This window comes from Eleftheria terrae (genome assembly GCF_030419005.1).
GTDB classification, from domain to species: Bacteria; Pseudomonadota; Gammaproteobacteria; order Burkholderiales; family Burkholderiaceae_C; genus Caldimonas; species Caldimonas terrae.
On record NZ_CP106952.1, the window covers coordinates 430225 to 451936 of the forward strand.

A 21712-nucleotide genomic window follows, 5' to 3' on the forward strand; every position below is an offset into this window, starting at 1 on the left:
CTCGCCTGGCACCGCAGCCGCGCATGCGTCAGCGAAGCTGCCTGTGCATCACAGGTCGAGCCGGTTGAACTTGGTGCCGTCGATGCTGAGGTTGCCCATGAAGCCCGACCGGGTCAGCACATAGCCAATGATGTCCTGGCGGGCCGTCTGGGTGGAGACGTTCGCATCTGCCCCCACATTCACCATCACCACCGAGGCATCGGCGCCCGCCGTCCAGCCCGAGCTGGTTTCGAAGCGCTGCAGCGCTTCCTGGGTCATGAACATGAGATACATCGCTTTGGACTGCGCCCCGGCGAGCAAGCCGGCCGATGCCGCGCCGATGCTGTAGTAGCCGCTGGTGATGTGGCCCTTGCGCAAGGCCCCTTCGCCATACGAGGCAGCGAGCAGGAAGCCGGCCGTGACCACCTTGGGGAAGACCAGCACGCCCTTCGCCGTGCGGGCCAGCTCGGCGGTGCCCGCGGCCTGGTTGAAGAGCTGCGACAGCGCCCGGTCGACCGATGCGTCGATGTCCCGCCGCTTGGCGGCTGGGTCTGCAGCGTCGCCGGCCGCGGTGGAACATCCGGCGGCCACATAGGCGGAACCGGTCAACAGCAGATCTCTGCGATTCATGTCGCGCTCCTTGTTGTTTGCAGCAGGCGGGGCGAACGCGCTCCCGCTCGACGGCCGGCCGGCATCAAGGGCCTTCGGCCGCGGCACCACGACCAGCACCGTCCGGTGAGGTGGGCATGGGGACCTCCCGAGCGCCCGCGGGCGGCTCGAATGCAAAGACGGTTGCGGCAGGCGGTGCTTGCAGCAGCCAGTCGATCTCCACGCTCTGGCGGGGCCGCGCCGGCTCGTCGGTGGCCGTCATCACGATGCGCCGCGGCAGGGGCTGCTCGCCCCGCTGGATCCACACCTGCCAGTCCAGCCCTTCCTGGCGGAAGGCGTACTGGTCGCACGGCCACTCGCCGACGGTGGTCGGCCCGACGGACACCGCACCGGTCAGCCGCGAGAGGTGCTCGTCGCCGCCGGCCCAGGTGAAGAGGTCGACCAGTGGCAGCCGCAGGCCGTAGTCGTCGACGAGTTTCTCGGTGAGCCCCTTCAGGGTGGCAGGCACCGGCACCCGGGCGTAGGCGCCCGAAGTCGCGCCAACGGCCGTGAAGGTCCGGCCGTCGAAGAAGAACTGCGAGAACGCCGGCAGGCCCCGGTCGCTCGTCACGTCGACCCTCAGGCCGTCGGGCTGCCGTACCCAGATGGTGAGCGAGTAGTCGAGCTGGATCTTCTCTCCCGAGGAGACCACCTGTTCGGAAGAGGCCCTGGCCTTCAAGCCCAGGAACTGCTGGGACTGCAGGTAGCGGCTCATGCGCTGCAGGGCCGCCGCGGCCCTCGAGTCCACCGGGCCGGTGTCCTCGTCCTCGGCCGCAATCAAGGGGGCCCGCGACGGGGGCAGCGCAGCCACCTGCACGTCGGGTGCGGGGGCGGCTGATGCGAGCAGGGCGGAGAGCATCGCAATGAGCATCAGGTTCTCCTGTGCGGTTGGTGCTGCTGCAGGGCCGGGTGTGCCGGCCGGATGACCCAAAGATAGGCGCACATGGCGCCGACCGGCAGCGGGACTGGGGGCAGGGCAGGCTGCCCCCGGCACCCGGGCCGGCACATGAAGTGCGGGCGCATGACGCCCACCGGAGACCGGCCCGTCATGGCCGGCTCCCGGGTCGCGGCCGGGGGGCGACGAGCAGCTTCATCAGGTCCGGCAGCGCCGTCACCCCGAGTGCGCGCATGATGCGGGCTCGATCTGACTTGATCGTGCGTTCGCTCACTCCCAGCTCGGCTGCCATCTGCTTGTGCAGCCGGCCGGCGCACACGCCGTCGAGCACCTGGCGCTCACGCGGGGTGAGCGATCGCAGTGCCTGCTGCAGTTGATGTTCGCGGGCGTGGCGCTCATGCAGCGTCATGTCGAGTTCGACCGCATCCTTGATGGCTGCCAGCAGCCGGTCGCCGTCGATCGGCTTGGTCAGGAAGTGGCTCGCTCCTGCACGCATGGCTTGCACGCTGGAGCGCACATCGGCCGTGCCCGAGATGAAGACGACGGGATGATCGTGGCCGGGGTGGCGGCTCAGCGCGGCCTGCAGTTCGAGCCCGCTGACGCCGGGCAGCTGCAGGTCCAGCAGCAGGCAGGCCGGCCGGGCCAGCGGCGGCGGTGCGACCAGGTAGTCGCCGGCGGCCAGATAGGTGCGCACTTCGTACCCCGCTGCCGAGAGCAGCCGCTCCAACGCGTTGCGCAGGGGCGCGTCGTCGTCGATGACGTGGACGATCGCCATCACGCCCGCGGCCGCTCGTGATCCGGCGGGGGGCAGGCTGCCGCCAGCGGGCCGGCCGCCGGACGGGTGCCATGCCGGCTTGGCAGGCGCACCGTGAAGACCGTGCCGCCCCCGTCGCGCGGGGCAGCATGAAGGCTGCCGTGGTGTGCGCCGAGGATGGCACGCGCCACCGACAGGCCGACTCCCATGCCGCCCGCCTTGGTCGTGAAGAAGGGCGCGAACAGCGTGGCGGGCGCATGGCTGCCCAAGCCGTGGCCCCGGTCGCTGACGCGGACCTCCACCTGCCCGTCGCCTCGCTGATGCGTCGTCAGCTCTACCTTGCGTGCCATCGGCGCCGTACCGCGCATCGCGTCCATGGCATTGATCAGCAGATTCAGGAACAGCTGCTGCAGCTGCACCCGGTCGCCGAGGACCACGACATCGCCCGGCCCGGGCTCGAACACCAGGTCCACCCGCCGCCGTCTTGCCTCTGCGGCCAGCAGCTGCACGGTGTCGTCCAGCAGCGCCAGCAGGTCCACCTCAAGGCACTGCACCTCGCGCCGTTCCAGCAGGGCCCGGAGGCGGTGCATCACGTCGTTCGCCCGCTGGTTGCTGGCCCGGATGTCGGCAATGAGCTGTCGCAGGACGTCCGTTGGTGGCGCCGGCTGTGCCAGCAAGAGGCTGGCCGCGTCCGCGTTGGCGAGGATGGCGGCCAGCGGCTGTCGGATCTCGTGGACGATCGACGCGCTCAGCTCGCCCAGCAAGGCGATGCGTGAAGCGCGTGCCAGCTCATTGCGTTCGCAGCGTGCCTGTGCACGCCGCTGCCGCAAGGCCCGGTGCTGCGCCCGCAGCGCCAGCAACACGGCGGCGAAGGCCGCCAGCACTGGCCACTTGCATGCGGGCCGGGACGACGTGGCGGAAGCAGGGCGGTGGTTCGTCGGGCTCAAGCGGGTCCTCATCGGCGACAGGGCGATCGGGTACGTCTGTGGAAGGCCTGCGCCGGCAATCCCTCGCCGGTGCAATTCGGCGGCAGTATGGAGGCGCCCTCTTTCGGCGGCCTATTGGACCTAGGTCCACATCCCGCGCCGCCCGTGCGGCTGCCGTTCGTGGGAGGCGCCCGCCTGCTGCGGGGCCGCGTATGGGACCTATGTCCAATGCCTGCACCCCATCGGCTGGACGAAGATGGAACACATCAGCCAGTCGGGTGGGGAGTTGTATGGCGCGTCTTGTCCGGAGAGGTGGGGTTGGCGTCCTCCGCGGTGCGGTGCCTGCGCAAGCAGGCGTGGGGCGGGATGGCAGCGTGCACGGGGGCCGCTGTGAGCATGCCCGCCATGCCGGCCCGGTCCTGCGTGCCGGACCGGCACCCGCAGGCCGCCCATGCCACCCGGTCGGCGGACATGGCGCTGCCCATTTCGCAGCGCGGGCGCCGCCTGCCGTTGACAGACCGCTTCTTCGAGAGAGTGGATCGCAAGCAGATGGCAGAGCCTCGGCACCCGGCTCCGGCCGGGTGCCGAAACCCCGATGGCCCGGGGGGCCGCTGACGCGGGTCCCCGGGCCATCTCCCGGCACGCTTGGTTCCTGCCTTGCACGTGCCTATCATCGAACCCCCGTGGCGTGGCGCTGTGGCGTCAACTGGAGGCGAGCCGATGACAGCAGATGGAAGGATGGCTGACCCCGAGGCGCTGGCACGGTCTGCGGCGCCGGCGCAGATCTGCGTGGTGGACGACGACAGCTCGGTGTGCAGGGCGGTCTCGCGCCTGCTGGCGGTCCAGGGGTATGCCGTGCGGACCTTCCAGTGCGCGGAAGCGTTTCTAGAACACGATGATGCAGGCGCTGACGGCTGTCTCATCCTCGATATCGGGATGGCCACGCTGGACGGCCTCACCTTGCAGCAGATGCTGATCGGACGCGGGAATTGCCCGCCCATCGTTTTCCTGACCGGGCGAGCCGACGTGCCGATGTGCGTGCGGGCGATGAAGGACGGCGCCGTCGATTTCCTCACCAAACCGGTCGATGACGAGGTGCTGCTGGCTGCCGTCGCGCATGCGGTGGAGAGAAGCCGCAGCCTGCGGCAGGCGCATGCCCTGCGGCTGGCGACCGAGTCCCGGCTGGCCAGCCTCACGCCCCGCGAGCGGGAGGTGCTGGGGCATGTCATTGCCGGACGCCTGAACAAGCAGATCGCGGCCGACCTCGGCACGTCGGAGAAGACCATCAAGGTGCACCGCGCCCGTGGCATCCGCAAGATGTGCGTGCGCTCGGTCGCCGAGTTGGTGCGCGTTGTCGAGCGAGCCTTCCCTTGCAGGGCAGACGGCGGAAGCTGGCGTTGATCGCCCGCGATGGGGGCCGGCCGGCGCCACAGCGCCGCCTGCGAGGCGGGGCGGCGGGCCCGGCGGGCTGCGAGGGCCTCTGCAACTTTGACAGTCGTCGGCCTCCCGACTGTCATAGTTCTTGCGTTTGACAGGGGGATGGACGACATTTCCACGAACCTTGAGCCATGCGTCGTGGGCCAGGCCGTTTGCCACCATCAAGCCGTCCCTTCCTGCCCAGCCGAACCCGCGGCCTGCCAGGTGCCGCTTCCCCTTCCCGACACGATGAGCCGACGGCGCCGGCCGTCGCAGTGGCCGTCATCGAGGCATGCGGCGGGCCTGTCGCGAAGGGAATGACTGAACCAACGACATCAGGACGTTCGATGGGGAAGCGGTCGACCTATTGAGGAAGATGGCTCTTGCGCCCGTGCTCGGCAGTCTGTCCTGCCTGGGCGCAGCGGCGACCCCGGCAAGCCCGGCAGACGCCGGGCCGGTGGAACCGCTGGTGGTGGAAGTCGCTGGCCGTGCCGCACCATCTTCTCCTCACCTTGATGCGGCACACAAGGTCGCGTCCTTCGCTGGCCCCTTTGGCTGTCCTGCCGCAGGCGGTGAAAGGATGCGCTGGTGGGGCAGTCGCTGCAGCGACCTGTCCCCGGCGCGCTGGCGTGAGCCGTACAGGCCCCCGCATCTGCTGCTCGCCAGCGCCGAGGGCGGCGCCTGCCTGGCGGTGCGGGGGCGGGTGATGCCGGCGCCCGCGGCCGCAGAGTGGCCGGAACCCCTGGCGGTCGATGGTTGTCCTTGGCCACGGGCCAGAGGCAGCGGCATCACCGCGGCCGACCCGCAGGGCAGCGTGGAAGACAAGAGGCGGCTGCAAGCGCCAGGTGCGCGGGACGTCCTCGCGATGGAGGCGCTGGCAAGAGGGGCGAGCGCGATCCCGCTGTTGTCAGGCAGCGCCGAGCTGCGCACGCCGGCGGCTTGGACGACCGACAGCGGCACCTGGTGGTCCGCGACGCCCCTGGTGGACGGCAGAGGCCCCGCTGCCACCCGCCTGCGGATCGATCTGCACCGGCTGTACCTGGCTGCCGGGCTGTTGGCGGTGACGCATCTGACGCTCATTGGCGTGCTGGTCCGGGAGCGACTCAGGCGCCTTCGCGCGCACCAGGAGCTGCAAGGCCTGCGGGCGCAAGTGGTGCACCTGGCCAGGGTGTCGGCCATGGGCGAACTGGTGGCTTCCTTGGCGCACGAGCTGAGCCAGCCGCTCACCGCCGTCCTCGGCAATGCCCGCACCGCGGCACGCCTGCTCTCGCGGGAGCAGGTGGGGGTGGCGGAGCTGAAAGAGATCATGCAGGACATCGTGGACGACGTGAAACGGGCCGCGGACCTCCTTGGGCGAATCCGCGAGATGGCCATGCGGCGCGAGAGCGAGCGCTCGGCGGTGGACGTGAACGAGGTGGTGCAGCGCGTCGTGAAACTGCTGGCCGGCGAATCGCTCATGCGCCGCATGCCGATCGCGCTGTCGCTCGCGCCCGGTCCGCTGACGGTGCAGGCCGACCGCGTACAGCTGCAGCAGGTCCTGCTGAACCTGGTGCTCAATGCCTTCGAGGCCGCCTCCGGATCGCCAGCCGCAGCGGGCAAGGTCGAGATCCACACGGCGGTGGACGAGGACGGCAGCGTGGCCCTCAGGGTCCGAGACAACGGTCCCGGCCTGCCGCCGGGGGCCGAGCAGCGGGTGTTCGAGCCGTTCTACACCACCAAGGCCTCCGGCATGGGGATGGGACTGTCGATCGTGCGCTCGATCATCGAGGGGCATGGCGGTCGAATCCGGGCCACCGGCAACCCCGAGGGCGGCGCCGAGTTCCACATCACCCTGCCTCCTCATGCGTAGAGCGCCCTTCCTGCGCCGTGGCCCATGTCGTCATCGGGGGCCGCAGCAGCACGGCACTCCCCCGCCATTTGCACCGGCAGCATCGCAACGAAATAATCGGGGCGTCACCCAAGCCGGCGGTTGCCGGCCCCGGGCCTGCCGCGTCCCCGCTGTGGCGCGCCGCTGGCAAGCGCTGGCCCTCAAGAAGGAAAGGAGAAGGAAACCACCGTGTCCCTGATCGAGACCCAGCGGCTGTCGGTGCGGCCCCTGCAGGCGGAAGATGCGTCCTTCGTGCTCCGGCTGCTGAACGAAGCTTCCTTCCATCGCCATATCGGCGACCGCGGGGTGCAGGACCTGGCTGCCGCGCGTGACTACATCGCCCGTTCTGCCACGCCCTGTGTCGAGGGCGGCTTCGGCATGTGCCGGGTCGCCCGGAAGGAGGATGACGAACCGGTCGGCATCTGCGGGCTGGTGCAGCGCGCCGGTGTCGGTGATGTGGAGATCGGCTATGCGATGCTGGAGCGGTACACCGGGCGCGGCTATGCGGTGGAGTCGGCTGCCGCGGTGCTGCGCCAGGCGCTGGGCCCGCTGGGACTGCCACGGGTGGTGGCCATCACGCGGCCCGACAATCCGGCTTCGATCTCGGTATTGCGCCGCGTCGGCCTCGTCTTCGAACGCTGGCTGGCCTTGCCGGACCGCGAGTACGCGCTCTACGCGATCGAGGCCGGCCGTTCGGACCCCGCTCCTGCGTAGGCCAGGCTGGTGCCGAGCAGCACCGGCCCGAGCGGGCCCTTGTGGTTGATGGGCGAGACCCGGGCCCGTTCGCCGGCTCCTCGTGGCGCCTGCCCTGGCAAACGGCGGTGCGGGGGTGGTGCTGGAGCGGGCCGCGGCCGGTGTGCAAGGCGCTGCGTCCCTCGGGCGCTTTTGCACCCACTGGCGACACGACGGGCCGCTGTGATCCAGCGCGCGGAGGCGCTACACCGGACACGAGTGCGGCGCCGGGCACCGCCCTGGCGCGCCAGGCCGGGCCTGTGCCGACGAGGCGCCCGCCTGCCCCAAGCAGCTCAAGGCAGCGGAGGCCGCCAGCCCGCCAACGCGGCAGCCCAGCGTGCCGCAGCCGCTACTCGGTGATCTGGCGGAACCGCGGCTGCAGCTGGCCCTCATGCTCGACGTTCTCGAAGAACATCGAGTGCGGACGCACCCAGTAGCCGGTGTCGCGGTCCAGCTGGCGGTAGACCACCAGTGCTTCCTCGGTTTCGCTGTGCCGGGCCATGCAGATCACCTCGTATTCGCCACCGCGGTAGTGGCGGAAACGCCCCAGCGGCGTCTGGGGCAGCGGCTGCACGGGAGGGTGGTGGCTCATGCGGCGGATCCTTCAGGTCGAAACGGTTGGAAGGGGCGATGCCGCCTCGATGGCAGCACCGCCTGCGGCACTCACGGCTTCTCGATGACGATCTTGCCGACGTGCCGGCCGGCCTCCAGCGCCTTGAAGGCGGCGGGTGCATCGTCGAAGGCGAAGCGCGCGGAAATGTGCGGCTCGAGGCGGTGCTCCTGCATGCAGGCCAGCAGCTCGGCCAGCGAGCGCGTGCTGCCCACATAGATGCCATGGGCGGTGGCCATCTTGGTGATCAGCTGCAGCGGCTCCATCGCGTCATAGGTCCAGCCGCCCAGGCCGCCAATGATGGCCACATGGCCGCCGAAGGCCAGCGAGCGCAGCGATTCGCCGATGGTCGAATTGCCGCCCAGTTCCAGCACCAGGTTGGCGCCCCGGCCCTCGGTGATCTGCATCACCGCTTGCGACCATTGCGGCTGCTCGACATAGCTCACGAAGGCGCCGCCGGCCGGCTGGATCAGCGCTGCCTTGGCCGCATCGGAGCTCACCACGATGGCCCGGATGCCGCGTGCACCGGCCAGGCGCGCCGCCCACATGGCCACGCCGCCGGTGCCCTGGATCAGGACCGTGTCGCCGGCCTTCAGGCGGGCTGCCTCGAACATCGAGACCCAGGCGGTCACGCCGGCGCACGGAGCGCAGGCCGCTGCGGCATGCGACACGCCGTCGGGGATGCGCACCAGGGCGCGGCTGTCCATCACCACTTCCTCGGCCAGCCAGCCGTCGATGTTGCAGCCGGTGCTGACGGCGACGGTTTGCGGCGTCGGCGCGCCGTCTTGCCAGTCGGGGAAGAAGGCACCGACGACGGCGTCGCCGGCACGGAAGGACGCAGCCGCCTCGGCACCGGCCTCGATGACGGTGCCTGCACCGTCGGAGCAGGGCACCACCGCCCGGTCGGTCGGCGCCGGATAGTGGCCGCGATAGATCATCACGTCACGGTAGTTGAGCGACACGGCTTGCATGGCCACCCGCACTTCATGCGGCTGCAGCGCGCGGGGCGCCCGCGTCACGATCTCAAGCGACTCCAGGCCCTGGCCGGCCCTGAATTGATAAGCCTTGGACATCAGCACACCTCCTGAACGCGGATGGAAGATGACAACAGCATCATCTTGCGCTGCAGGTCTTGATCGTCGAGACTTCCGGCGAATACAGAACAGTTCATTTTTGTCACTTGAGCCATTTCCTACCGAGCTATTCTTCGAGCGCTGCATTTGACCATATTGCCCCTTGGCAGTGGCCCGACGGCAACCGAAAGTTCGCTTCCCTCCTCTGCCATGACCGATGACCGCATGAAGCCAAGAGAAGTGTCCGTGCTGAAGGGACTTCTCCGCCGCAAGGGCATCCCGCAGAAGAGCTGGGCGCGCGTGGTGGCCGGCATCATCGGCGGCACGCCCAAGACGGCTGCGCGGCGCCTCACCGACGAAAGCATCCTCTCTCTGCAGGAGTTGTTCGCCATTGCCGATCACTTCGGCACCACCGTCACCGCGCTGCTGCAGGCCGACTTCCCGGAAGAGCGACAGATCCCCGGTACCCGCAAGGCGGTGCTGCATGTGGGTGGCGGCAAGTGGCCATGCACGGTCGTGACTCGCAAGGCCGCCTCGGGCCGCAGTGACTTGTTCGTCGCCTACGAGCAGGGCACCGATGGCCAGCTGGTCGTCTGCCAGGCCGGCGATGCACCGCCCGGCAGCAAGCTCGAAGGCGTGCTCAGCTTCCATGTCGATGCCTTCGGCACGGCGGGGCCGCTGGTGGTGGTGCTTGACGACGAAGAGACGGCCACCTTGCCGCTGTGCCGCTTCCTGCGCATCGACGCCGGCTTCGATGCGCAGTACTTCAAGGAGCCCGAGGGCGTGCTCGCACTGCTGCAGTCGGAGCCGCGGCCCGATGCCTACATCCTCGACTGGACGCTGTCGCGGGGCCGCACCTCGCGCTCGGTCATCGAGGCCATCCGCACGGTGGACGCGGCCAGCCCCATCGTGCTGCTGACCGGCACCATTCAGTCACGCGAGAAGAACGAGAGCGAGATCGCCGACCTGGTCCGCACCCACCGGATCGACGTCTGCGTCAAGCCCTTCCCGGCCTCCATCGTCGCCGAGAAGCTCAAGTCGATGCTGGACCGTCAGGCTCAGCTTCCACACGTCGACAGGGCACCAGCAGCGTGACCTCGGTGCCCTTCTGGGGCTCGGACTCGATCTTCATCCGCCCGCCCATGTCGGCCAGGTGCGACTGAACGATCGCCAGCCCCAAGCCCAGGCCTTGCGGATTCAACAGCCGGCTGCCGCGCCCGCGCACGAAGGGCTCCACGGCCCGGCTGGTGGCCGCCTTGCTCATGCCGACCCCGGTGTCCTTCACCGAGACCGAGAGCCGGCCGTCGGGCGACAGCGCCGCCTTCACCGACACCGAGCCCGAAGGCGTGTACTTCACCGCGTTGCCGGCCACATTGGTCAGGATCTGCCGCATGCGGATTTCGTCGATCTCGATGCGCAGGTCCATGCCCTCGAAATCGGTCGTGAACTCAAGGTTCTTGGCCAGCGCCTGCTTGCGGATCTGGCTCAGCGTGCGCCGCAGGAAGGTGGACAGGTGCAGCACCCGCAGCCGCAGGCCGGGGGCGCTGTCGGCGCGCACGAACTCCACCAGGTCGGCGGCGATCTGGTTCAGTTGCTGGGTGGCCTCGCGCAAGGGGCCGATGCAGGTCTCGATCTCGTGCGGATAACGCTCCAGCAGTTCGAGGCTGCTCATGATGCTTTGCAAGGGGGTGCGCAGCTCGTGGGAGGCGGTCGCCATGAACACCTTGCGGGCGGCCACCGTCAGTTCCTTCTCCGACTCGGCGGCCGCCCGGGCGCGGCGCAGTTGCGCCTCGCGCAAGGCGTCGCGTTCTTTCTCGACCTGGCGGTATTCGGTCACGTCGCGGCCGCTGATGCCCAGCACCAGCTTGGCATCCACCGGATCGGTCAGCGGCCGGCAGTCCAGCTCGAAGATGCGCTCGCCCTGGCGTGAGGTGAGCATCGTGAACTCGGCCATCACCCGCTCCTGCCGGCTGACCGCCGCCACGATGGCCTCGGCATCCTCCCGGCTGGCGAAGGTGGCGTGCAGGGGCGAGACACCGGCCCGCCCGGGCAGCTCGTCCCAGGCCACCACGGCCGCCGGATTGCGGAACAAGACAGTGCCGTCCAGCCGGTAGAGCGCCACCACGGTGGCGGTATAGGACAACACCTGGACCCCGCGCAGCTGCGAGTCGGGCACCGCCCGCAGGTGGGCCGCGCAGAACAGGATGCCGTCGGTGCTGCCATCCGCGGCACGCACCACGTTGCTGGTCAGCACGATCTGCTTGGGCCGTCCGCGCGGATACAGGGTCCACTGCTCCTCGACAGCCACACCCTCCAGCGCACTGCGGTACACCGAGTCCAGGCGCACCAGGGCGGTCGGTGTCATGTCGGAGAAGTCGCGCTGCCGCAGGTCGGCCAACGACGCGGCGTCCCAGAACTCCAGCGCCGACGCGTTCGCCCAGGTGATGCGGAGCTGGCGCTTGTCGAACACCCACATGGGGATGCTCAGCCAGTCATAGCTGGCGAGTTCCGCGGCCTCGATCAAGGTGCCCACCTGCGGCGAAAACGCATCTTGTTACTCCCTTTTCTCCCGTTTCTAATCGGAGAAGTGCGATATGCGTACACGAATGCCGCCAGGAGAACAAGAAGTTACCTCTTAGGGGTGCCCCTATTCTTGAGCAGCGTAACATTCTACTTTCCAGGGAAGGCGATGCATGCAGAGCGTCGAAATCTACTCACTCACGCCCCATGGGGCGAGGGCAAGGACCATGGCGGCTCTCGGTTCCCACCCGGCGGCAAGAGGTTAGCAAAGCCGGGCAGGGCGGCGCAGCAGCCACCACGTGCCGATCGGCGCCCGGCATCCGCCGGGCGACCGAGCGGCCGCTGTGACGGAGGTGCGCCCCCTGGGTGGAATTGACTGAAGGGAGTGGGAAGGCAAGGCGAAGCAGCCCACGCCTTCCGAGCGCCGGCGTCGTGGTGATTGAAGTTGCTGCCCACACCTTTCCTGGCCGGAATTCGTTGACCGCCGCACGGCTGCGGCTTTGTTGAATTCGCGAAACCTCGGCCCCGTGCACAGGGATGCGGGGCCGGGTTTCGAACACGGTGGGCAGGTGCCCGCCAGCATGGACCTGCTGCGCCGGTGTGTATCTGCCCGAGCCGTTGGCCATGCAAGAGAAGGGAATCACGATGATGCAGTTCGGCGAAGAGTTGGCCGCGGCAAAGGAACTGGTCGTGCTGGTCGTGGACGACAACGTCGATGCAGCGACGTCGCTGTGCTGCCTGCTGGAGTTGCTGGGCTGCAAGACGGCGGTGGCCTATGACGGGCCCTCTGCAGTGGAAGCAGCGGCTGCGGCACAGCCGCATGCCGCCTTCATCGATCTCGACCTGCCCGGATTCGACGGATGTGAAGTGCTGCGCCGGTTGCACAGCGGCGCGGGCACCGCGCCGCGGGTCTCGGTCTGCGTCACCGGCCACGGCGGCCCGCGCGACCGGTTGCGCTGCCTGGATGCCGGCTTTGACCAGTTCTGGCAAAAGCCGCTCGATCCTGCCGACCTGCTGCGGGCGCTGGAGATGTCCCGCGAGGCGCTGGCCCGGCAGCCCGAGGGACGGGCCGCGGCGGCGCCGGCACTCGGCAGGGCCGACTGACTTCACCCTTCGCCGGGCCGGTGCGGCGGTCATCGTGCCGCCTGACGACAGGGGGCGGGCGCTCGGCGTCCATCACGGGTGCTGCAGCCTCTGCCTGCCACCGCGGCCCACAGCGAAGCCGGCGCGAGGGGCGGCCATGAGGCCGGCTCACCGCGGCCCGATCGGCAGCCTTTGGGCCGTCCGTGGCGGGCAAGCCGTCCGGCGACGCGCCAGCGCACGGACGCCGTCGGCCACATGTCGTGCACCCAGCACGCAGGCCACCGTGCCGAGTCCCGGCCAGGTGGTATCGCCGGCCAACCAGAAACCGCGCCTTCCGATGTCGTACGGCACGGCGTGCTGGTTGGAGTTCGTCATTGACAGCCGGGCACCCCCGATGGCGCCGCGCGGGCGCCCGGTGAATCGCTCGTAGCTGCGGGGCGTGCCCAACTCCATGACTCGCGCCTGGCTGCCGAGCTCCGGGTACACGCGCCTGGCGAATGACAGCAGCCGCTGGGTCGCTGCTGCCTTGGCGTGCTGGTACCCGGCGCCCTCGGCAGCTTCCCAGTCGGACAGCTCGCAATGGGTGGACACCATCACCGCCCGCCAGCCGGCTGGAGCACTCAGCGTGTCCTCGGCCGCGGAAGCGGAGATGAACATGTTGTTCCCGTTGCCCAGCGGCGAACCGTAGTCTTGCAGCAGCTGGTGATGCCGGTGGCCGCGATGGGCGGGGAGCAACTCTGCCTCCGGCACGCCGAGGCACAACACCAGGCCGCCGCCCTGCGCTTTCGCATCGCGTGTGATGTAGCGTTCGAGCCCCGGGCCCACACAACCCGGTGCGATGCGCTGGGCCGCTTGAAACGGCAAGGCGCACACCACTTGGGAGGCCGGATAGGACTGCATCCCGGCACGTACCGAGAATGCGCCCAGGCGGCCTTCGATATGCTCGACCGGCGTCATCAGCTTCAGCCGGCCGCCCAGCTCCACATAGCGGGCCGCGAGCGAACGCCAGAATCCGCGCATGCCACCCACCGGACGTGCCAGGCCGGCGCCGCGGATGGAGATGCCAAGCGCTGCATTGATCAAGGGAGCCGTCCCCAGCTGGGCGTGCACCGTGTCCTCGATCATCATCGACAGCAGCCCTTTCAGCGCCGTGTCCTGGCCCAGCCCATGGCGGTCCAGGGCGTCTCCCATCGACCACCCCAGGTAGCGCAGCAGGGGCAGGTCGCGCGCCTTCAGTGCGCGCCAGTTCTGCCACAGGTCCGCGGCGCTTCGCAAGGGCATGCGCAAGCCACGGCGCGTCGCAGGCCAGAATGCGTCGGCCAGGTCGTCGAGCAGCCGCCAGAACGCCACATGCCGATCGGTACTGCCCAGGCAGGCCAGCCGTTCGCGAGCCCAGGTGAGGGGGTCGCGCGCCACCTCCACCGTGCGATCCGGCAGCCATGCCAGGTAGCCCGGCAGGAACTCACCCGCCAGGGGCGGCAGGCCGACGTCCTGCAGCCATTGGCCGCCGAGCCCTTCCTCATGGAAGTCGACCAGCGTTGTCGCCCCGATGTCGAAGCTGAAGCCGCTGCGTGCATAGAAGCCGGCACAGCCCCCCAGCCGTGAGTGGGCTTCAAACAGCATGGTCGAGACGCCGCGGGCTTGCAGCAGGAGTGCGACCGCCATGCCGGACAGCCCGCCACCGACGATGGCAACTTCCGTCATGCTCGCACCGCCACGGCCAGGAGACGGCGCCGGCCCCGCGGGTCGTGCGCCACGGCCTTCCTCGGCGCGGCGGCGCACGGCGGGAGGCCCCTTGCAAGTCGGTGGTGCTTCGCCCCCGGAGGCGGTACCCATCCGGGGGAAGCAGTGGTGGCACGCAAAACAGTGGGCGGTCGATGAAGCATGAGGGCTTGCAGAATGCGAGGAGGAGCGCTGGCCGCGGCAGCATAGCGGCATGTCGCGGAGCATTCTCCGGCACCGCCCTGCGCCGGGCGACGGAGCCAGGAGCCACGGTGGCGAGCCTCACCGCGGCAAAGGACCGTGCTGACCGAGGGACAGAGGCAGGGCGCCTGTCCCCGACCACCGTGGCAGCGACGCTGTGACGCGCCTATCTTGGAAGGTGACCGGCTGCTGTGGCCGGGTCCGCGGGAGAACACATGCTGCGCTTGCCATTCCTCCTGACCTCGCTTGCCCTGGCTGTGGTGTTCGCGTTCGCCGGGCCGCTGGCGGCCAGCGCCGCACCGACCGAGACCGGCGGCAAGGCAGCCGGCATGCAGGCCAGCCTCACCGGGACCGTCACCAAGGTGGATGGCGAACAGCGCACCGTCACGTTGATGGGGCCGCAAGGGAGGGAGGGAACCTACCGGGTTCATCCTTCGGTAGCGCTGGACCGCGTGAAGGTCGGCGACCTCGTTCGCCTGGACTATCAACTCGCCGTGGCAGTGGCCTTGCGCAAAGGCGGTGACGGCATCCGCGAACAGGTGGAGGCAGAAGCCGAGGCACGCGCACTGCAAGACGGTAAGCCCGGCTTGCAGGCCAACAAGCGGACGACCGTGGTGACCAATGTGCTGGCGGTCGACCCGTACCAGCAGACGGTGCGCTTGCAAGGACCGCAAGGCCGTGTCGGCGACTTCAGGGTGAAGGACAAGGCGATCCTGGCCGGCGTGAAGGTGGGCGACCAGGTCGTGGCCGTGGTCCACGAAGCCCTGGCGGTGAGGGTGCTTCCCGCAGGGCAGCGCTGAGCCGGGCGGCTTGCCGGCGCGGCGCCGCTGCTCTGTTGGCACTTGTCCGTCGCCGCCTCGCACCTCCGCCCTGGGGCAGGGGTGACCCCGGGCCGGTTCCTGGGCCGCACAGCGGCCGGCAAGTCGAACGTCGGGCCGTCGCGGCGAAGCCCCTGTGGCTGCGATTGCGCTCGGTTCAACCCGGCGGCAGCCGCCGGACGAGGAGTTGCGATGCAGATGTCGTCAAGGCCGCCAGGGACGGTGCCAGCCCGGGCGCTTGCCTGGGTCGTTCAGGCGGCACTATGTGCCCTTGTGCTCGAAGTCTCGCAGCCAGCAGCGGCGCAAAACTGGACTGCCTTGCTGAAAGACACCCCGGCAGAGCAGTTGAGTGATGACGATGTGCGTCTCCTGAGGGAAGTTGCGCGGGCGGTGTTGAACGACCCGCAGGACCCTGTTTCGGGAAGTTGGAACAATCCCGTGACCCGGAACCGTGGCCAGATCACTGCGGCCAAGTCATTTCGCTGGCGTGACCACCCCTGCCGCACCTTGCGGATGGATTTCGAGGTGGGCGGCCGCAAGGGCAGCACCTCGCTCAGCCTGTGCCACATCGAAGGGCGGTGGCGGGCGATCAGTGCCAGCGACGTCAGAGACGCCACCGCTCCATGACGGCAGCGCCGGGCCACGCAGGCGCGCCGCTGCCCCGGGATGGACGGGCAACGGAACGCCGCCCGTCCTCCCCGGCCGCTGCCGAGGAGATGCTGCGGGAGGCACACGATTTTTCACTCGTGCTGGGTGGCCCGCTGTTCCAGTTGCTGCGCCGGGCCCATCTGTCCGACAACGCGCTGCTCCTGGTGCGCCAGCGCATCGCTGTCATCGCGCTGCTGGCGTGGTTGCCGCTGCTGGCGATATCGGCGCTCGAAGAACATGCGCTCGGTGGCGGCTTGGCCGTGCCCTTCCTGTTCGACGTCGAGGTGCATGTCCGGTTCCTGGTTGCGCTGCCACTGCTGATCCTGTCGGAGCTGGTGGTGCATCAGCGCATGGGCCCGATCGTGCGGGCGTTTCTGGAGCGCGATCTGATTCGCGAGCCCGCGATGCCGGGCTTCGCCGCAGCCATCAGGGCGGCCTGCCGCATGCGCAACTCGGTGCGCGCCGAGCTCGGGCTGCTCCTTGTCGTCTACACCGTCGGTGCCTTCGTCCTGTCGCGCCGGTACGTCTTCCTGCCGGCGTCCACCTGGGTGGCGGTACGGTCGGGTGTGGACTCGGAGCTGACGATCGCCGGGACCTGGTATGGCTATGTGAGCCTGCCGATCTTCCAGTTCCTGTTGGTGCGGTGGTACTTTCGGCTGTTCATCTGGGCGCGATTCCTGTGGCAGGTCTCGCGGCTGCGGCCGGTCCTGGTGGCCACCCACCCGGACCGTGTCGGCGGGCTCGGATTCCTTTCAAACGCTGTCTACGCATTCACGCTGCTGCTCGTTGCGCATGGCACGTTGGCGGCTGGCCAGTTTGCCAGCCGCATTCTCTTCGTCGGTGACACGCTGCCGGACTTCAAGGTGCAGATCGCGGTGATGGTGGTCTTCCTGCTGTGCCTCGTATTCGGGCCGCTGCTGGTCTTTGCGCCTCAGCTGGCAGCCGCAAAACGCATTGGACTGATGGAATATGGCGCCTTGGCCGAGCGCTATGTGCGCGGTTTCGAAGCCAAATGGCAACGCGGTGATGCGCCCGAGGACGAGCGATTGGTGGGTAGCAGCGACATCCAGTCGCTGGCCGATCTGAGCAACAGTTTCGACGTGATCAGGAACATGCGCATCGTGCCGGTCACACGCGACACGCTCCTGCAGCTTGCCGCTGCCGCACTGGCGCCGATGGCGCCGCTGGCACTGACGATGATGCCCTTGGAGGAGCTGCTGAAGCAGTTGTTGGGCTTGCTGTTCTAGCTGGCAGTGAGGGGTGAGGGGCAGCGCCTGCCTCACCCGTCCTGAATTCACGCTGGCCTCCCAGCGGCCTATTGTCTTGCAGCGAGCCCATCATGGAAGGAAGCATCATGAACCCCCCTTGTCTTCATCGCAGCGCTGGTCGGCGTGGGGTCGGCGTTGGCACTGCTGCCTGCTGGCGCGCAGATCTCGGCGGCAGCCGAAGCGGCCATCACCACCACACGCGATCAGGTGAAGAGCGAGCGCGACGAGTTCCTCAGGACCCATCGCTGGGACGAGCACAGCGCGACCTGGGTCCCCAAGAGCGGCGCCAAGCCGCCGCAGACGCTGAAGAGCCGGGACGAGGTCAAGGCGGAGCGCGACGCCTTCCTCAGCCGGCATCGCTGGGACAATCATTCTGCAAGCTGGCAGCCGATCGGCGGTGCTCCGCGGGAGATGAGCACCCTGACACGCGAGCAAAGACGTGCTGACACCGAGAGGTTCATGACCACCCACCAGTGGAACGAACAGACCCAGTCCTGGGTCGAGAAGAAGCCCCATCCGGGGCAGTAGGCAGCTGCCTTTCCGCAGGTGCCTTTGGGCAGGTGCCTTTGGGCAGGTGCCTTTGGGCAGGTGCCTTTGGGCAGGTGCCTTTCCGCAATACCCGGCTGAACGCGGGCCTTGCTGCAAGGGGCAGGTGCGCTGACAACTGCAAGCCAGCGCATCCGTTCGGCCCGCGCGGCCGCCGCTTCTCGGCAGGCGATAGGCGGCGGAGGGCACAACGGTGGGCCGCGCAAGAGGGCCAGGTGCCTGACTGACGCCAGCAACGGGTCGGGCGCGGGCCGTGCCCATCCGGTCTCCTTCGCGTCGCGGCATGGTGCCTGTCCTCGCGCGGCCACCGGCCGATGAGCGTCAGGCGCAGGAGCGTCGCGCACAGGGCTGCGCACGGAGAAGGTAGACAGTGTCCTGCCGCAAGCCCCGCATATCGAGCGGCCGGATGGTGCGCAGCTCCTCGGTCGTCGCAATGGCGTCGTCCTGCCCAGCCGCGATGGCAGGGCGAAGCCGGGCGAGGAGCCCCACCAGCGTGCCGGACCGCAGCGGGCTCTGGTGCCTGCGGATCGTTCATGGGTTCCAGACGTCATCTTGTGAACCACGGAACACCGCGCACACATCGTGATGCTGGCGCCCGTCGAGTGCGAAGCGAACCGCCACCTGCCAATCATGGGCGTAGGCCACGACTGTTTCGTACTGAGTGGGTGAGACCGGCGCCCGGAGGACCACCGTGAACGGGTGCAGCGTGCCTGCTGGACGAGGCTGCGCCTCTGCGCCGCGGGCGCCGATCCAGGCCAGGTCATGCCGACGGCCCAAGGCCTTGGCCCACTCGGGGCCCTCATGCCACAGATGCTCCATGCCGCTTCTCCCGGTTCAGCGACGAAGACCGTGGCATCGCCTCTCCGGGCCCAGCCACCCTTCGCCAACGTCAATGCGTGCGCTGGCAGTCGGCTGCGCCTTGTGCAACTGCCGAGCTGCTGCCCACCTCTCGGGCGACATTAAGCGTGGTGCGAGGCGGAGAACATGGGACCGCGGGCGGGCAGCACTGCCCTCGACCCGCACCGATCCATCAAGTATCGGATGGGCCGCCCGCTGCTTCCCGTTGCCCCATGGACGCCCGCAAATCGGCCGTCTAGTGTTGTCGCAGCCCGGGGGGTACCGGGGCGAGCGTGGTCAGGAGTCAGGGCATGGAAATGCTACGCAGGTGGTTGCAGCGCGATCGGCACCGACAGGGGTCGGTCGAGCACCCTATCGACGAGATGATGGCGCGGGTCGTCAAGGTGGCGCCGCGCTTGCGCATGGCACACCGCTACAAGCAACGGCTGGCCGGCCCGCTCCAGATTTGTCTGGAATACGTCGAGGAGCTGGTGGCCGGGCTGCCGGCTCCGCTCGACGCCAGCATCTCGATCTGGGCCAGCAATTCCCTCATTCGCACCTTCTTCAGCTCGCCGGGAGAGATGGCGGCCGCCTTCGGCCGATCAGCCGAGCTGCGCACGTTCTTCGACGAGTCGCCGGATGCCCAGGAGGCCTATGCGGTGTTGGGCATGGACATGGAGGCTCATGGCCGGTTCGGGTGCGCGCAGGACGGCGAGGTGGCGCGCACGGACGTCCTTCAGACGGTGGTGAACTTCTCGGACCACCAGGTACGCATCTGTGCGCGCACGCTGGCCGGTCTCAGGCAGGACATCGTGCGGCGAATGGTGGACCAGCTGGCCATCGAAGGGCTGGCCCGGATCACCGCCGAGCAGGGCCGACGCGAGGTGCTGGAACGGGAGCGTGCGCTGCTGCTGACGCGATGGCACTTGCTGGAAAGGCGGGGCGCGGGAGTGCGGTCCATCCTCGACAGCCGCATGGAGATCGACCGGGGAAAGCTGGTCCGGCTGCAGCAGGAGCTCGAAGCCAATGAGCGCGACCTGTACAGGCTGGGACTGCGAACCCAGGCCTTGGATCGGCAGATCGAGTGCATGGTCGAGGTGTTTCGCAATCCGGCCGCATTCCTGCATGTGTGGGGCAGGTCGATGCGGGTGAGCCTGATGAATGTGGTGCTGCAGCGAGGCAGCACGGAGGCCGGTGAGACGGTCGAATTCCAGATGGCGCGCGTGCCGGGCGATCCAGCGCGGGAGCGCGCCTTCACCCTGGTGCGCTTCTCACGCGCGGACTTGCCGCCAGCTCCCAACTCGCTGCAGGAGGCTGCGCGCTGGCTGAACTGAGGATGGCTGCCGGACAGGAGGCCTCCCTGGTCTTGGAGGGCGGCCGAAGGCCGGCCCCGGTGTCCCGCAAGGAGCCGGTTCCAACCCGCAGGTCGGCCTGCACGCAAGGCGGGCCGTTGGGCTGGGCTTGGGGGCTGATCGCAGCGGCGGTGTTCCTGGTTCAGAGAAAAGGCGGTGATGCTGGAGTCTCATCCATCCTGCCCGGCCGCCGCGACCGCCTCCAGCACATCTTCGGGATGCAGCATGGCCTCCCGTGTGGTCCGCGCGTTCTCATCCTGGTGAAGGATCCACTTCAGCTGCGCGTCCTCGACCAGCCGCGTCCACACGGGGTGGAGCCGCTCGGCAACAGGCGCCTCGTGGTTGGCAAGCCGTACCGCGAAGTCCACGCTGGCAGGCTCTGCCAGCAACGCCCCCCGGGCGGCGGCGCCCAGCAGCGGCACCGAGGGCTCGAGGGGCGCGTCACAGCAGTAGATGACCTGCTTCGGCAGCGAATGCTCGTGCGGCACCAGCTGGCGCAGGGACTCGCCGGTCAGGCGCACCGCTGCACCATCGGACGGAAACAGGAACACGTCCGCCGGTGGCGCCAGCGACAGCCGCTGCAGGCCACGAAGGAGGCGCGAGAGGTCCGCCGCGGCCGCCTCCGGCGAGGCCTTCGCCTCGGCCAGGAGCACCACCTCCGCCGCGGGCGCCCCGGCGGCCTGGCGGACGATGGCGGCATCCCATTCGCTCTTGGCTCGCTCTGCGCTGCCCGGGAAGCCGGCCGGAACGAGCAGGCGGCTCACCACGCGGTAATGGGCCCCGCGGGGCGCCTCCCGGTTGAGCAGCGCGGCCATGGCATCGAGCGCCTGTACCGTGCGTGCCTCGGTCGCCGCACCCCGGTGCCCGGCGGCGGCGCCCCGGGCGGCTGCCTCACTGCTGCCGGACAGCGGGCCACGCTGCTTGCAGAGTGCCTGGTACCGGGCCACCGCGTCGGATGCGGCCAGGGCCGCGCCGCGGGCGAGACGCTCGAGGCCGGCGTGCTGTCGAAGCGCCTGCAGCCGCAGCCGGTCTTCCGCATCGAGCGGCTGGTCGAGCAAGCGGCCTGCGGTGCGCTTCAGTGCATCCCATTCACCGCTGCATGCGAGGCGATGCAGTGGCGCGAGCGCGGCGCACATCGCGTCATCCGGCCGGCTTGCCAGCTTGCCGGGGTGGGCGATGGCGCCGACCGCTGCACCCACCGCCTTGCGGTCCGCCGGTGCCGTGGCTGCCAGCCGCACATGCTCCTGGACGGTGCGGCTTTGCGCCTTCAGTACCAGGGCCTGGAAGGCGGCATCGCCACCGGAAGGTCGCATGGCCGCCTGGATGATGGAGGCCAGCCCGTCCACGAGCAGCGCCCGCAGCGAGGGGTCCGGAACCTGGCGGGCGGCCAGCGCACGTCGCACCGCATCGATCGCGAAGGCCATGGCCGCGTCCGGGCCGCGCGCCGCCGCCTCGCACGCATCCGCCGGCAACGGCGGCATTCGATACCGCCGCCTTGCCCGGCGCAGCGCGGCGAAGAGGCGAGGCTCGGCGTTCACGGGTTCACAAGCTTGCAAGAGGTGGCCGGATGTGAAAGGCACTTGGGGTGCGGGCACGGGCGCCGCGCCAGAAGCGCGGGGACAGCACCCATCTTGCCATGGCGCCCGTGAAGCGGCTTCGGCGCGGCCGCTGCCGGCGACGCGCCGTAGCGCTGCATCGCCGGCATAGCACGAGGGGCGTTGCTGCGTTCATCCGCAGGTGTGCCAGGCGACGGGCCATCCGCCGCCGGATGAAGCCATCGCGGCCGGTGGTCCCGGCTCAGGTGCCGCCGTGACGCG

Annotated in this window: 20 protein-coding genes; 10 read left to right on the plus strand and 10 right to left on the minus strand. The window is 69.2% G+C overall.

The genetic code is table 11. The annotated features are described in order from the left end of the window. Positions 1-48: 48 nt before the first annotated feature. The 4 genes from N7L95_RS26040 to N7L95_RS26055 form a co-directional block, all read right to left on the minus strand. Positions 49-609, minus strand: a complete 561-nt coding sequence (locus N7L95_RS26040; protein WP_301260537.1) for a BPSL1445 family SYLF domain-containing lipoprotein — start codon at positions 607-609, stop codon at positions 49-51. A 64-nt stretch (positions 610-673) separates the two neighbouring features. Then, positions 674-1498: a DUF2092 domain-containing protein gene (locus N7L95_RS26045; protein WP_301260538.1), complete on the minus strand. Its 825-nt coding sequence runs from the start codon at positions 1496-1498 to the stop codon at positions 674-676. Positions 1499-1673: 175 nt separating this feature from the next. After that, entirely contained in the window at positions 1674-2297 is a 624-nt protein-coding gene (locus N7L95_RS26050) for a response regulator transcription factor (protein WP_301260539.1), read from the minus strand. After that, positions 2297-3223: a sensor histidine kinase gene (locus N7L95_RS26055; RefSeq protein WP_301260540.1), complete on the minus strand. Its 927-nt coding sequence runs from the start codon at positions 3221-3223 to the stop codon at positions 2297-2299. The genes N7L95_RS26050 and N7L95_RS26055 overlap by 1 nt, the downstream gene beginning before the upstream one ends. A gap of 717 nt (positions 3224-3940) precedes the next feature. Between N7L95_RS26055 and N7L95_RS26060 the strand changes: the two genes are divergently transcribed. The 3 genes from N7L95_RS26060 to N7L95_RS26070 all read left to right on the plus strand — a co-directional run bounded on the left by N7L95_RS26060 (position 3941) and on the right by N7L95_RS26070 (position 7199). Further along, a complete protein-coding gene (locus N7L95_RS26060) occupies positions 3941-4603 on the plus strand; it encodes a response regulator transcription factor (protein ID WP_301260541.1) in 663 nt (220 codons plus the stop codon). An 829-nt stretch (positions 4604-5432) separates the two neighbouring features. Beyond that, entirely contained in the window at positions 5433-6467 is a 1035-nt protein-coding gene (locus tag N7L95_RS26065; RefSeq protein WP_301260542.1) for a sensor histidine kinase, read from the plus strand. A 207-nt stretch (positions 6468-6674) separates the two neighbouring features. After that, positions 6675-7199, plus strand: coding sequence for a GNAT family N-acetyltransferase (locus N7L95_RS26070; RefSeq protein WP_301260543.1), 525 nt, complete (start codon positions 6675-6677; stop codon positions 7197-7199). Positions 7200-7566: 367 nt separating this feature from the next. Here the strand turns inward: N7L95_RS26070 and N7L95_RS26075 are convergent, their stop codons facing one another. Further along, on the minus strand, positions 7567-7809 hold the full coding sequence (locus N7L95_RS26075) for a DUF1653 domain-containing protein (RefSeq protein ID WP_301260544.1): 243 nt from the start codon (positions 7807-7809) through the stop codon (positions 7567-7569). A 71-nt stretch (positions 7810-7880) separates the two neighbouring features. Next, complete coding sequence (locus N7L95_RS26080; RefSeq protein ID WP_301260545.1) at positions 7881-8900, minus strand: zinc-dependent alcohol dehydrogenase family protein; 1020 nt, start codon at positions 8898-8900, stop codon at positions 7881-7883. A gap of 225 nt (positions 8901-9125) precedes the next feature. On the opposite strand from N7L95_RS26080, the gene N7L95_RS26085 reads away from it, so the two are divergent. Further along, complete coding sequence (locus N7L95_RS26085) at positions 9126-9995, plus strand: helix-turn-helix domain-containing protein (RefSeq protein WP_301260546.1); 870 nt, start codon at positions 9126-9128, stop codon at positions 9993-9995. Here the strand turns inward: N7L95_RS26085 and N7L95_RS26090 are convergent. Then, entirely contained in the window at positions 9934-11424 is a 1491-nt protein-coding gene (locus N7L95_RS26090; RefSeq protein WP_301260547.1) for a PAS domain-containing sensor histidine kinase, read from the minus strand. The genes N7L95_RS26085 and N7L95_RS26090 overlap by 62 nt on opposite strands. A 620-nt stretch (positions 11425-12044) precedes the next feature. On the opposite strand from N7L95_RS26090, the gene N7L95_RS26095 reads away from it, so the two are divergent. Then, positions 12045-12524: a response regulator gene (locus N7L95_RS26095; RefSeq protein WP_301260548.1), complete on the plus strand. Its 480-nt coding sequence runs from the start codon at positions 12045-12047 to the stop codon at positions 12522-12524. Positions 12525-12671: 147 nt separating this feature from the next. On the opposite strand, the gene N7L95_RS26100 is transcribed toward N7L95_RS26095, so the two are convergent. Next, positions 12672-14207: a phytoene desaturase family protein gene (locus N7L95_RS26100; protein ID WP_301260549.1), complete on the minus strand. Its 1536-nt coding sequence runs from the start codon at positions 14205-14207 to the stop codon at positions 12672-12674. Positions 14208-14617: 410 nt separating this feature from the next. Between N7L95_RS26100 and N7L95_RS26105 the strand changes: the two genes are divergently transcribed. From N7L95_RS26105 to N7L95_RS26120, 4 genes are all read left to right on the plus strand, one after another. Continuing rightward, positions 14618-15226 carry a hypothetical protein gene (locus N7L95_RS26105; RefSeq protein ID WP_301260550.1) on the plus strand — a complete coding sequence of 203 codons (609 nt, stop codon included), beginning with the start codon at positions 14618-14620 and terminating at the stop codon, positions 15224-15226. 210 nt (positions 15227-15436) lie between these two features. Then, positions 15437-15871 carry a hypothetical protein gene (locus N7L95_RS26110; protein ID WP_301260551.1) on the plus strand — a complete coding sequence of 145 codons (435 nt, stop codon included), beginning with the start codon at positions 15437-15439 and terminating at the stop codon, positions 15869-15871. Beyond that, positions 15868-17139: a hypothetical protein gene (locus N7L95_RS26115; protein WP_301260552.1), complete on the plus strand. Its 1272-nt coding sequence runs from the start codon at positions 15868-15870 to the stop codon at positions 17137-17139. The genes N7L95_RS26110 and N7L95_RS26115 overlap by 4 nt, the downstream gene beginning before the upstream one ends. A 156-nt stretch (positions 17140-17295) precedes the next feature. Continuing rightward, complete coding sequence (locus N7L95_RS26120) at positions 17296-17688, plus strand: hypothetical protein (RefSeq protein WP_301260553.1); 393 nt, start codon at positions 17296-17298, stop codon at positions 17686-17688. A gap of 549 nt (positions 17689-18237) precedes the next feature. Here N7L95_RS26120 and N7L95_RS26125 read toward each other — a convergent pair. Continuing rightward, a complete protein-coding gene (locus N7L95_RS26125; protein WP_301260554.1) occupies positions 18238-18525 on the minus strand; it encodes a hypothetical protein in 288 nt (95 codons plus the stop codon). 404 nt (positions 18526-18929) lie between these two features. Between N7L95_RS26125 and N7L95_RS26130 the strand changes: the two genes are divergently transcribed. Continuing rightward, positions 18930-19877, plus strand: a complete 948-nt coding sequence (locus N7L95_RS26130; protein ID WP_301260555.1) for a hypothetical protein — start codon at positions 18930-18932, stop codon at positions 19875-19877. A 188-nt stretch (positions 19878-20065) separates the two neighbouring features. On the opposite strand, the gene N7L95_RS26135 is transcribed toward N7L95_RS26130, so the two are convergent. Next, positions 20066-21319 (minus strand): hypothetical protein, encoded by a 1254-nt coding sequence (locus tag N7L95_RS26135; RefSeq protein ID WP_301260556.1) that lies wholly within the window; start codon positions 21317-21319, stop codon positions 20066-20068. Positions 21320-21712 lie beyond the last annotated feature (393 nt).

Excerpts from the sequence above, each read along its gene's own strand:
- N7L95_RS26115 (WP_301260552.1), top strand. The coding sequence starts at position 15,868 with ATGACGGCAGCGCCGGGCCACGCAGGCGCGCCGCTGCCCCGGGATGGA.
- N7L95_RS26085 (WP_301260546.1), top strand. The coding sequence starts at position 9,126 with ATGAAGCCAAGAGAAGTGTCCGTGCTGAAGGGACTTCTCCGCCGCAAG.
- N7L95_RS26110 (WP_301260551.1), top strand. The coding sequence starts at position 15,437 with ATGCAGATGTCGTCAAGGCCGCCAGGGACGGTGCCAGCCCGGGCGCTT.
- N7L95_RS26040 (WP_301260537.1), bottom strand. The coding sequence starts at position 609 with ATGAATCGCAGAGATCTGCTGTTGACCGGTTCCGCCTATGTGGCCGCC.
- N7L95_RS26125 (WP_301260554.1), bottom strand. The coding sequence starts at position 18,525 with ATGGAGCATCTGTGGCATGAGGGCCCCGAGTGGGCCAAGGCCTTGGGC.
- N7L95_RS26080 (WP_301260545.1), bottom strand. The coding sequence starts at position 8,900 with ATGTCCAAGGCTTATCAATTCAGGGCCGGCCAGGGCCTGGAGTCGCTT.
- N7L95_RS26095 (WP_301260548.1), top strand. The coding sequence starts at position 12,045 with ATGCAAGAGAAGGGAATCACGATGATGCAGTTCGGCGAAGAGTTGGCC.
- N7L95_RS26130 (WP_301260555.1), top strand. The coding sequence starts at position 18,930 with ATGGCGCGGGTCGTCAAGGTGGCGCCGCGCTTGCGCATGGCACACCGC.
- N7L95_RS26135 (WP_301260556.1), bottom strand. The coding sequence starts at position 21,319 with ATGGCCTTCGCGATCGATGCGGTGCGACGTGCGCTGGCCGCCCGCCAG.
- N7L95_RS26075 (WP_301260544.1), bottom strand. The coding sequence starts at position 7,809 with ATGAGCCACCACCCTCCCGTGCAGCCGCTGCCCCAGACGCCGCTGGGG.
- N7L95_RS26100 (WP_301260549.1), bottom strand. The coding sequence starts at position 14,207 with ATGACGGAAGTTGCCATCGTCGGTGGCGGGCTGTCCGGCATGGCGGTC.
- N7L95_RS26045 (WP_301260538.1), bottom strand. The coding sequence starts at position 1,498 with ATGCTCATTGCGATGCTCTCCGCCCTGCTCGCATCAGCCGCCCCCGCA.
- N7L95_RS26050 (WP_301260539.1), bottom strand. The coding sequence starts at position 2,297 with ATGGCGATCGTCCACGTCATCGACGACGACGCGCCCCTGCGCAACGCG.
- N7L95_RS26060 (WP_301260541.1), top strand. The coding sequence starts at position 3,941 with ATGGCTGACCCCGAGGCGCTGGCACGGTCTGCGGCGCCGGCGCAGATC.